General features: G+C 59.3%; 10 protein-coding genes. 6 read left to right on the top strand and 4 right to left on the bottom strand.

Annotated elements, in window-relative coordinates; translation table 11 throughout:
- Position 1: 1 nt before the first annotated feature.
- The 3 genes from DWB67_RS07630 to DWB67_RS07620 form a co-directional block, all read right to left on the bottom strand.
- Positions 2-907 carry an ABC transporter permease subunit gene (locus DWB67_RS07630; RefSeq protein ID WP_119807202.1) on the bottom strand — a complete coding sequence of 302 codons (906 nt, stop codon included), beginning with the start codon at positions 905-907 and terminating at the stop codon, positions 2-4.
- A gap of 24 nt (positions 908-931) precedes the next feature.
- Positions 932-1855 (bottom strand): oligopeptide ABC transporter permease OppB, encoded by a 924-nt coding sequence (gene oppB, locus DWB67_RS07625; RefSeq protein ID WP_119806951.1) that lies wholly within the window; start codon positions 1853-1855, stop codon positions 932-934.
- Positions 1856-1943: 88 nt separating this feature from the next.
- A complete protein-coding gene (locus DWB67_RS07620; protein WP_119806950.1) occupies positions 1944-3545 on the bottom strand; it encodes a peptide ABC transporter substrate-binding protein in 1602 nt (533 codons plus the stop codon).
- Between the two features lie 129 nt (positions 3546-3674).
- On the opposite strand from DWB67_RS07620, the gene cobU reads away from it, so the two are divergent.
- The 5 genes from cobU (at position 3675) to DWB67_RS07595 (ending at position 8356) form a co-directional block, all read left to right on the top strand.
- Positions 3675-4205, top strand: coding sequence for a bifunctional adenosylcobinamide kinase/adenosylcobinamide-phosphate guanylyltransferase (cobU, locus tag DWB67_RS07615; RefSeq protein ID WP_119806949.1), 531 nt, complete (start codon positions 3675-3677; stop codon positions 4203-4205).
- A complete protein-coding gene (gene cobT / locus DWB67_RS07610; RefSeq protein WP_119806948.1) occupies positions 4192-5145 on the top strand; it encodes a nicotinate-nucleotide--dimethylbenzimidazole phosphoribosyltransferase in 954 nt (317 codons plus the stop codon). Before cobU ends, cobT begins: the two co-directional genes overlap by 14 nt.
- On the top strand, positions 5138-5860 hold the full coding sequence (cobS, locus tag DWB67_RS07605; RefSeq protein WP_119806947.1) for an adenosylcobinamide-GDP ribazoletransferase: 723 nt from the start codon (positions 5138-5140) through the stop codon (positions 5858-5860). Before cobT ends, cobS begins: the two co-directional genes overlap by 8 nt.
- A 97-nt stretch (positions 5861-5957) precedes the next feature.
- Complete coding sequence (locus tag DWB67_RS07600) at positions 5958-6584, top strand: TRAP transporter small permease subunit (protein WP_119806946.1); 627 nt, start codon at positions 5958-5960, stop codon at positions 6582-6584.
- Positions 6581-8356 (top strand): TRAP transporter large permease subunit, encoded by a 1776-nt coding sequence (locus DWB67_RS07595; RefSeq protein WP_119806945.1) that lies wholly within the window; start codon positions 6581-6583, stop codon positions 8354-8356. Before DWB67_RS07600 ends, DWB67_RS07595 begins: the two co-directional genes overlap by 4 nt.
- 55 nt (positions 8357-8411) lie before the next feature.
- Here DWB67_RS07595 and DWB67_RS07590 read toward each other — a convergent pair whose 3' ends face one another.
- The gene (locus tag DWB67_RS07590) at positions 8412-9533 is read right to left on the bottom strand and encodes a TRAP transporter substrate-binding protein (protein WP_119807201.1); all 1122 of its coding nucleotides are present in this window, start codon (positions 9531-9533) and stop codon (positions 8412-8414) included.
- A 242-nt stretch (positions 9534-9775) separates the two neighbouring features.
- Between DWB67_RS07590 and DWB67_RS07585 the strand changes: the two genes are divergently transcribed.
- Positions 9776-11194, top strand: coding sequence for a PLP-dependent aminotransferase family protein (locus tag DWB67_RS07585; RefSeq protein ID WP_119806944.1), 1419 nt, complete (start codon positions 9776-9778; stop codon positions 11192-11194).
- The last annotated feature ends 2 nt before the right edge of the window (positions 11195-11196 follow it).

Here is an 11196-nt window from a genome sequence, read left to right as displayed (position 1 = left end):
CTCAACGCTCCTTCGGGTCTAGGGCATCACGCAGGCCATCGCCTACGAAGAAAAAGCCGAACAGCGTGATGACAAAGAAGAACAGCGGGAAAGCCAGCTGCCACAGCGTGCCATAGTTCATCGTGCCGGCCCCTTCAGAAATCAACGCGCCCCAGCTGGTCAGCGGTTCCTGAACACCCAAGCCCAAGAAGCTGATAAAGCTTTCGGTCAGGATCATCAGCGGCACCAACAGCGTGGCATAGACCGCAACGACACCCAACAGGTTGGGGACGATATGACGGATGATGATCTTCCATGCGGGAACGCCGGTGGCGCGCGCGGCCTCGATGAATTCGCGGTTCTTCAGCGACAGGGTCTGACCGCGCACGATGCGTGACATATCCAGCCAGCTGATCAGACCGATGCCCAGAAACAGCATCGACATCGACCGTCCGAACATCACCAACAGCAGGATCAGCACGAACATGTAAGGGATCGACATCAGGATATCGACCGTCCGCATCATGATCTGGTCGGTGCGACCGCCGACATAGCCCGCCGTCGCGCCATAAAGCGTGCCAACGATGACGGCGATGCCTGCGCCGACGACGCCGACCATCAGACTGATCTGCGTGCCCTGCACGACACGCGCGAACAGGTCGCGACCAAGGTTGTCGGTGCCGAAATAATGGCCGTTCGCGAAAGAGGGCTGACCCATCTGGGCGACCTGACCCATGACGCTGAAGTCCAGCTCCTCATTCGACCAGACGGCGAAATAGCCGCCGATGATGGCGAAGATCGACACCAGAACCAGAATGATCAGTCCAAGCATCGCGCCCTTGTTACGGATGAACCGCTTGCGCGCATCGGCCCAAGGGCTGCGGCCCCGAACCTCGTCCTGAACCAGCTTGGTGGACAGGGATTTCATTTTTTGTTCGTCAATGACCATGGGTTAGTACCTGATCTTCGGGTCGATCCATGCGTAAAGCACATCGACGATAAGATTGAACAGGATGGTCAGTGCACCCACAAGGATCGTCACGCCCATCATCACCGCGTAGTCGCGGTTCAGCGCCGAATCCACAAAGGCCTTACCGATCCCACCGGTCGAGAAATACATATCGATCACCACCGAACCGGTGATCATCGACACGAAAACCGGACCCAGATAGCTGATCACCGGCAGCATCGCAGGCTTCAGCGCGTGGCGGATAATCACCCTGTATTCGGGCATCCCTTTGGCGCGGGCCGTGCGAATATGGTTGCTGCCCAACACCTCTAGCATCGAAGACCGGGTGATACGCGCGATAGAGGCCATATAGCTGGTGGCAAGCGCGATGACCGGCATGATCCAGAAGCTGGGGTCGCTAAAACTCCAACCGCCGCCGGGAAGCAGGCGGTACCACAGCGTCAGGACCAGCACCAACAGGGGCGCCATGACAAAGTTCGGCAGCACCTGCGCGCCGATGGAAATGCCCACCGCAATGTAATCAACCCATGAATTGTGCCAGATGGCAGCAACGACACCCAAGGACACGCCCAGCACGATGGCCGAGACGAAAGACAGGATGCCATAGGTCAGTGTCACAGGGAAACCGGCCGCGATTAGCTGGTTCACCGAACGGTCGGGATACACAAAGCTGGGGCCGAAGTCGAAATGAACCACAATGTTGTAAAGATAGTGCCAGATCTGCAGCCACAAAGGGTCGTTCAGACCGTATTGCGCCTCGAGGTTGGCGATCACCTGAGGGGGCAATGCGCGTTCGGCGGTGAAAGGACCACCCGGTGCCATATGCATCAGGATGAAAGAAAAGACGATCAGCAGCAGTAATGTGGGTACTGCCACCGCCAACCGTCGCAAGATGAATGCGATCATCGCGTTGGGCTCCCTGCGGGATGATTGAAAGCCGAAGGCCGGGACAGGTCAAAACCCGTCCCGGCCCGATCAGTGAATGTCAGCCGGTTCAGTCGGCGACGCGGTACAGGTCTTTGGCATACCAGGTGTTCAGCAGGTTTTCCCGCGGAAGACCTTTGATGTCGGGATTGATCATCTCGACCTTGGCATAGTGATAGACAAAGATCGCGGGCATTTCTTCAGCCAGAATTTCTTCGGCCTGCTGGTATAGCGGTGCGGGATCTTCTGCGGTTGCGGCCTCGGCCAGCAGTTCGTCGTATTCCGCGTTGGACCATTTACCGCTGTTGTAACCATCGGTGCGGAACCAGTCGAGGAAGGTCGAAGGCTCGTTATAGTCGGCACACCATGCATAGCGGGCAACGTCGAAGTCCTGCGATTGCAGACGGTCGGTATGGACCTTCCATTCGACATTGTTCAGTTCGACCTCGATGCCCAAGGGGCGCCAGAATTGCTGTGCGGCGATCGCCAGCAGGCGGTGGCTGTCATCGGTGTTGTACTGAAGCGAGACCTTGACCGGATTTTCGGGACCATAGCCCGCCTCGGCCAACAATTCCTTGGCCTTTGCAATGCGGTCTTCCATCGACATATCGGCCATGCCGCCTTCGGGCGGGGTAAAGCCGTTGATGGCCCAATGGGTCCAGCTGTAGGCAGGCTTCTGGCCGCCTTGCAGAACCTGATCGACGATCACTTCGCGGTTCAGGCCAAGCGCCATCGCCTGACGGACGCGGACGTCCTTCAAGGCTTCCGGCCCCTTGTCGGACAGGTTCATCACATAGGCATAGGAACAACCGTAAGGAACCGAGACAGCCTCCTCGGGGGATTGTTCGGACAGGCGCGGATACTGGCCAGCGGGGATCTGGACGCGGTCCAGTTCGCCTGCCTGATAACGGGTCAGCGCGACATTGTTGTCGTTGACGGTGACCGCGCGGACGGTTTCCATCAGGACGTTATCGGCATCCCAGTATTCGGGGTTCTTGTTCATCACCAGCTCGACGCCCAGATTATGGCTGGCCAGCGTGAATGCACCGTTGCCGACCAGATGGTCGGGCTGTGTCCAGTTGTCGCCGAATTCCTCGACCACGGCGCGCGGCACGGGGAAGGTCGATGCATGCGACAGGGTGCTGACGAAATAGGGCGTCGGCTTGGTCAGCGTCACTTCCAGCGTCTTGTCGTCGATGGCTTTGACGCCAAGTTCTTCGGCCGGCATGTCACCCGCGACGATTTCAGTCGCGTTCTTGACGTTCATCAGTTCCATGTACCACGCATATTCCGACGCGGTTTCGGGTTTGACGACGCGCTGCCATGCATAGGCGAAATCACCGGCGGTGACGGGTTCGCCATTCGACCATTTGGCGTCGCGCAGCTTGAAGGTATAAACCAGCTGGTCGTCGCTGACCTCATAGCTTTCGGCAACGCCGGGCACCATTTCGCCCTTGGCATCTTCGTTCATCAGACCTTCGAATAGCGAACGCAGCGCGTCCGAACCTTCGACGTCGGTATTCTTGGCGGGATCAAGCGTCTTGATCGCATCCAGCAGCCAATAGGTATATGTCTGGCTGTCTGCCAGTGTCTCGCCATCGGCGGGCTGTACGGCATATGCGGGCAAGGCCAGCGCGGCCAGAAGTGCGGTCGTGGTGAAAAGTTTGGTCATCGCCAACTCCTCCATGTTGCGTTTCGGCGTCTTATGCGCCGGAATGGCGCGACGTTACGCAAACTTGCGCGATGAGCAAGCGGCCTTTGCGGCTTTTCAAGCGTCGCACCTTATGGAAAAGAGATCTGTATGACAGATAATCGACAGATCATCCTTGTGACGGGCGGCGCACGTTCGGGAAAATCGGCATTGGCCGAACGCCTTGTGGCGCGCTTTGAAATGCCCAAAATCTATATTGCCACAGCCGAGCCGCGCGACGGCGAAATGGGCGAAAGAATCCTGAAACATCAACAAAGTCGCGGCAATGGTTGGCACACGGTCGAGGAACCTTTCGACCTTGCCGGTGCCCTTTTTGCCACGGACGGGCAGGGCGTCCGTCTGGTCGATTGCCTGACGTTGTGGATGTCCAACATGATGGGTCAGGCGGATATCGGCGCATTGGTCATGACGTTACGTCAGCAATCCTGTCCTGTCGTATTTGTGACCAATGAGCTGGGTCAGGGAATCGTGCCCGATAACGCGCTTGCCCGCCGCTTCCGCGATGACCACGGTTTGATGAACCAGATGATCGGCGATGTGGCCGATCAGGTCTGGATGTCCGTCAGTGGCCAGCCCCTACGTTTGAAACCTGCGATGGAACCGTTGAATGACCTGCTTTGACCAGAACGCAGCCGATGCCGCCCGTGCGCGTCAGGACAGCCTGACCAAACCCCAAGGGTCGTTAGGTCGCTTAGAGGATTTGGCCGTCTTTATGGCAGGATGGCGGGGAACGGCGCGTCCCGCGTTGGACCGTGTTCAGGCAGTCGTCTTTGCGGGCAATCACGGCATAGTCGGGCAGGGCATCACCCCGTTCCCCGCCGAGGTCACCGAAGCAATGGTCCGGAACTTCCGCAATGGTGGTGCGGCCATCAACCAGATCTGCACGGTCGCAGGCGCGGATTTGCAGGTCATCGATCTGGATCTGGCGCAACCAACGGCAGATTTCACCCAAAGCCCCGCCATGACCACAGCCGAGGTGACATCTGCCATGCAGCGCGGTGCCGAGGCTGTCGATCCCAAGGCCGATCTGCTGGTGCTGGGTGAAATGGGGATCGGCAATTCGACCGTCTCTGCAGCTTTGGCGGCGGCGACATTCGGGGGGGATGCCGCTGATTGGGTGGGGCCGGGCACCGGGGCCGCCGGTCCTATGCTGGCCGAAAAGGTCCGCGTTGTCTCGGAAGGACTGGCGCTGCATTCCACCCGAACCGCCATCGACACATTGGCCGCCTTTGGCGGCCGTGAACAGGCTGCCATCTGTGGTGCAATCCTGCGTGCGCGGGAATTGCGGATACCGGTCATGCTGGACGGCTTTATCTGCTGCGCGGCTGCGGCTGTCCTGACCCGCGATGACAAACAGGCGCTTGCCCATTGCCTGATCGGTCACGAAAGCGCCGAACCCGGTCATCGGCGCCTGATAGCCGCATTGGACATGCACCCTGTGCTCTCGCTGGACATGCGCCTTGGCGAAGGGTCGGGCGCGGCGGTTGCCGTGCTGATCCTGCGTGCTGCCTTGGCATGTCACAACGGTATGGCCACCTTCGCCGAGGCCGGCATTGGTTAGGGTCCAACAACTGATCCTTGCGCTGGTCTTTCTGACCCGCCTGCCGCTGGGGCGCTTCTTGCCCCCGCGGGTTCTTCCCTTGGCAGAGGCTGCATGGGCCTTTCCGCTGGCCGGTGCACTTATCGGCCTGCTTGCCGGTCTGCCAATGTGGGTGCTGGGCGCGGGGCCTCTGCCTGCGGCATTGTCGGTCACGCTGGCGGTCTGGCTGACAGGTGCCCTGCACGAGGATGCATTGGCTGATTTTGCCGATGCGGGTGGCGGGCGCGACCGGCAGGACCGTCTGCGGATCATGCGCGATTCAACCGTCGGCAGCTATGGCGTTGCGGCTTTGGTGTGCACCATGCTGCTGCGGGTATTGGCATTGGCTGCTGCGGGGCCGCTTGCCCTGATCGGAGCCGCGGCCTTGGGGCGGCTTGCACCGGTTCTGTTGATGCGCAGCCTGCCCGTGGCCCGCGATGACGGATTGGGGCATCAGGCCGGACGTCCGTGCAAGGATCAGGTGGCCGTCGCCACGTTAATCGGTCTTGTCATGGTTGCCATGACAGCACCGGCGTTTTCTGCCCTGATCGCGGGTCTTGCACTGGCTGCTGTTGCCATGATCACGGTATCGCGTCGTGCCTGCCGGTTGGTAGGGGGGCAAACCGGCGATGTGCTTGGTGCGGCCTGTTTGCTGGTTGAAACCGGCACATTGATCGGAATTGCCTGCGTTCTTTGATCATCCGTCGCTTGACCACAACCGCTCCCATGCCGCATATCGCAGTGTAACAGGCACGTCGCGGATCAACCGGGCAAGGACCTTGGGAGGGGATATCATGGGCGGCCTACTGGCCATGTCGCGCGGGATCGACCGCGTCAACACCGTGATCGGGCGCAGCGTTGCGTGGCTGATCCTGCTGGCAATTCTGGTCAGCGCAGTGAACGCGATTATCCGCAAGGTTTTCAGCATATCATCGAATGCCTGGCTGGAATTGCAGTGGTATCTGTTCGGCGGCGCTTTCATGCTGGCCTCGGCCTATACGTTGCTGGTCAACGAACATATCCGTATCGATGTGATCTATGGCAGGTGGTCGCGCAAGGTGCAGCACTGGATCGACCTGATCGGAACGGTGCTTTTCCTGCTGCCATTCACGGCATTAATGATCTGGCTGCTGTTTCCGTCATTCATGATCAGCTGGCGCACGAACGAGATTTCGATGAATGCGGGCGGTCTGCTGATCTGGCCTGCCAAGGCCATTCTGGTTGCCGGATTTTCGCTGCTGTTCATTCAGGGCCTGTCCGAGTTGATCAAGAAAGTTGCCGTCATGCGCGGTATCATCCCCGACCCCCACCCGCAGGTGTCCAGCAACGAAGCTGGCCTGAAAGAGGCGGGAATTATGACCGTCGGTCTTGAAAAGGAACGCGCCGCGGCCCGTTCCTCCACGTCGGAGAGCCGCAAGTGATCGACCTTATCGCCCATAACCTTGCCCCCATCATGTTCTTTTCCATGGTGGTGTTTTTGCTGTTCGGCTATCCGATCGCCTTTGCACTTGCCGCCAACGGGCTGCTGTTCTTCTTCTTCGGCGTCTTCCTGACCCCGATGAGTGACCAGATCAATCTGGGCTGGAATCTGCTTGGTGCCCTTGGTGACCGTGTGTTCGGGGTCATGCGAAACGACACCCTGCTGGCAATCCCCTTCTTTACCTTTATGGGCATCGTTCTGGAACGGTCCCGCATGGCCGAGGAGTTGCTGGACACCATCGGGCAGCTGTTCGGTCCGGTCCGCGGCGGTCTTGCCTATGCCGTCATTCTGGTGGGCGCGCTTCTGGCGGCGACCACGGGTGTTGTGGCGGCCTCGGTCATCTCGATGGGGCTGATCTCGCTGCCGATTATGATGCGCTATGGTTATGACAAGCGTCTGGCAACGGGTGTCATTACCGCGTCGGGCACGCTGGCGCAGATCATTCCGCCATCGCTGGTGCTGATCGTGCTGGGTGACCAGCTGGGCCGTTCGGTTGGCGATATGTATAAGGCCGCGATGGTGCCAGCGCTGACGCTGACGGCGGTTTATATGGGCTATGTGCTGGTAATGTCGATCCTGCGTCCCAAGATGATGCCCGCCCTGCCGATAGAGGCGCGCAGCCTCGGCAATGGCGGTTGGTCATTGCTGGGGGCGGTGATCGCCTCGGTCGGGATTTATTACGCCACCGAATATCTGATGGGCACCCATCTGGGTGAAGACAGCCAGATCTGGGCCGCAGCCCTGACGGTTGTGATCATGCTGGTGCTGGCACTGATTGATGAAAAACTGAACACGAATGTTCTGTCGCCTATGACGCGTCAGGTGATCATCGTGATGATCCCGCCGCTGGCACTGGTGTTTCTGGTGCTGGGGACAATCTTCCTTGGTATCGCCACCCCGACCGAAGGCGGCGCGATGGGTGCATCCGGTGCGCTGGTTCTGGCCGCGATGAAACGTCGCCTCAGCTATGAGGTGATCAATCAGGCGTTGCTGTCCACTGTGCGCCTGTCGGCCTTCGTGATGTTCATCCTGATCGGTGCGACGGTCTTCTCGCTGACCTATTATTCGATCAACGGCCATATCTGGGTGCGTGATCTTCTGACAGCACTGCCGGGGGGCGAATACGGCTTTCTGGTGGCGGTCTGCGCGATCATCTTCTTTCTGGCCTTCTTCCTTGATTTCTTCGAACTGGCCTTTGTTATCGTACCCCTGCTGATCCCTGCCGCGAATGCACTGGATATCGATCTGGTCTGGTTCGGGATCATTCTGGCGGTCACGATGCAGACATCCTTCCTGACGCCACCTGTCGGGTTCGCGCTGTTCTATCTGCGATCGGTTGCACCCAAGGAACCCTATGTGGATCATGTTACGGGCAAGACCATGTCGGCGGTCAGCACTATGGATATCTATCGCGGGGCGGTGCCATTTGTCGGCCTGCAGCTGATGATTATTGCCGCTGTGATCATCTTCCCCGGGATGGTGATGCATTACAAAGGTCCGGTGGTCGACACCTCTAGCATTCGTGTGCAGATCCCGATGGGCAACAGCCTTGGCGGCTCGGGCAGCAGTGGCGGTTTCGGATCGTTTGGTGGCCTTGGAGGCGGATCGCCTTTCGGTGAAACGCCTGCAGCCGAACCCAAGCCGGAAGAGCCTGCCTCGGGCGGAATGGGCCTTGGCTTTGGAAGCCCGCCGCCGGGTCTGGGCGGAAACTGAAACGCAAAAAGGGCCGGATTATCATCCGGCCCTTTTTCGTTTCTGCTGTCGGGGATCAGCCCTGCGGGGCCAGATCGCCGTTGCGCTGCTTGATCATCATGAAGGTGTCGAAGGTATATTCAGCCGTCTGCTGATACAGGTACCAATCGTCGCGATATGCCTGCATCGCCTCGTACATCTTCTTGAAGGCTGCGTTTTCTTCGCTCAGCTCTGCGTAAACCTCCTGCGAGGCGGCATAGGCCGCGTTCAGGATTTCCTCGCTGAAAGACCGCAGTTGCGCGCCCGAACCGACCAGCTCTTTCAAAGCAGTCGGGTTTTTCATGTCGTATTCGGCCAGCATGTTCTGGTCGACCGCTTGCGAGGCGGTGCGGAACAGCGACTTGTCTGCGTCCGACAGGGCATTCCATGCGTCCTGGTTCACAAAGAAATGGACCGTCGGGCCGCCTTCCCAGAAACCGGGGTAATAATAATAGGGCGCGACCTTCTGGAAGCCCAGCTTGGCGTCATCATAGGGGCCGACAAATTCAGCCGCATCGATGGTGCCACGTTCCAGCGCGGGATAGATATCGCCGCCGCCGATCTGCTGGGGCACAACGCCCAGACGTTCCATCACGCGACCGGCCAGACCGGCGATGCGTAATTTCAGACCCTTCATATCGTCAAGGGTGTTCACCTCTTTGCGGTACCAGCCGCCCATCTGGGTGCCGGTGTTGCCGCCGGGATAACCGACAAGGTTATATTCCTTCAGGAACTCGTTATAGATTTCGATCCCGCCGCCATGATAGTTATAGGCCGCCTTCGACCGCGCCGAGAAGGTGAACGGCAGGTCGGCGCCGCATGCGAATGCAGGATCCTTGCCCCAGTTGTAATAGCCGACCGAATGCGAACATTCGACCGTGCCTTCGGTCGTTGCGTTGATCGCATCCAGCGCGGGAACGATTTCACCGGCGGAAAAGACCTGAATGGTAAAGCGGCCATCGGTCGCCTCGGCCAGACGTTGTGACAATTCATCGGCACCGCCGAAGATCGTGTCCAGCGATTTGGGGAAGGACGATGCCAACCGCCATGTGACTTTATCGGCAGCCTCCTGCGCGATGGCGGGGGCCGCCAGAACACTGCCCGCAGCCGCGGCAGCACCGCCAACAGACGCACGGGTCAGAAAGGACCGGCGGTCCAGTGACTTGGAATCTTTCATGCTTTCTCCTCCGCTCGGGTCGGGTGGGCGTATTGTCCCAACGTAAGCCCGCCCTGCATGGCAGACAGTTTAGCCGCAGTTCGTGGTGTGTCGAGTGTCCAAGACCCGGTTTGCCCCTAAAAATCGCAAGAAGATGACGGATGGCCGCTGTTTCACGCAAGTCGATGATTGTACCGGTGTTTTTCACGTATTAGCTTGCGTAACGCGCAAATAGGGGGGTCCAGATGCGGATCGAAGATTGGCAACCTGACCTGTCCCTTCATTCGGGTCCGAAATTCCGCGCGTTGGCCAGTGCATTGCGCCTTGCAGCCCGTTCGGGAGAACTGGCACCGGGGACGCGTCTGCCACCAATGCGTGATCTGGCGTGGCGGTTGAAGGTGACAACGGGAACCGTGGCCCGCGCCTATCAGCTGGCCGCAACCGAAGGTGTGGTCGAAAGCCATGTCGGTCGCGGAAGTTTTATCGCCCCGCCGAAGCCGCGCCGTCCGATGCCTGCGCCGTTGCTTTACGAAAGTCTGGACAAACCGCTTAGCGCCGATGGTCCGGTCGATCTTCGCATTCCGCAGCTGCCCGATTGCGGTCAGGCCGATATTATCGGGCAGCATTTGGCGGATCTGGGTGCCGAACTGGGCGTGGATGTGCTTGATTACACACCGCTCAGCCGTGACAAACATTGCCGGCAGACATTGCTGGACTGGTTGTCTGTCAGACCGCTTGGTGATGTGGCCGCCGATGATCTGGTACTGACCCATGGCGGGCAGAATGCCATCATGCTGGTGATGTCGCTGTGTCTGGTCGACCAGCCTGCAAAGGTGCTGATTGAATCGCTGATCTATCCCGGGGTCATTCAGGCCGCACGCATGATGCGTGCCGATGCCCTGCCGGTTGAAATGGATGATCAGGGAATGCTGCCCGAGGCTTTGGACCGTGCTGCCCGCAACAGCGGGGCGCGACTGGTCTGCTTGACGCCATCAGCCCAGAACCCGACTTTGGCAGGAATGGGTCCGGAACGCCGCGCAGAAATCATTAAGGTCGCCCGTCGCCACGATCTGCAAATCATCGAGGATGAATGCTTTGCCAGCGGTCCGGATGCAAACGCGCCGCCCAGCCTGCGGGCGCTTGCGCCTGAACGGGTATGGCATGTCACCAGCCTGTCCAAGATCATCGCGGCGGGTCTGCGTTTTGGCATTCTGGTTTGCCCGCCCGAAATGGGCCAGACCGGACGGATTGCGGCGCAGCACAGTCATATGGGGTTGTCACTGCCGATCACGGGTCTGGTCACACGCCTGATCGCATCTGGTGATGCGCGTCGAATTGCAAGGAATGTCCATCAACTGGTCGAGGATCGCCGCGAACTTGCCCTGCATCATCTGGAAGGGCTGGAAATCGTCAGCAAATCTGGTGTGCCGATGATCTGGCTGGCCCTGCCAAAGCCGTGGAAATCGCAGGACTTCGTGACCCGCGCAGCGGCTTCGGGCATTATCGTCCGTCCCTCTGGCGATTTTGTAACCGACGGTACCGACATCAGGATCGAGGGGGTGCGGATTGCCCTGAACGGCAGAATGCCAAAGGACAAGCTGTCCGAAGCATTGCGTTCCTTGGGTGATATGGCAAGGTCGGGGCCGTTGGTCGGCCCCGACTGATA

This window comes from Paracoccus sp. JM45, from assembly GCF_003590715.1.
Classification (GTDB): Bacteria; Pseudomonadota; Alphaproteobacteria; order Rhodobacterales; family Rhodobacteraceae; genus Paracoccus.
The sequence above is the reverse complement of the archived record's forward strand: the minus strand, read 5'-3'. Positions and strand labels throughout refer to the sequence as shown.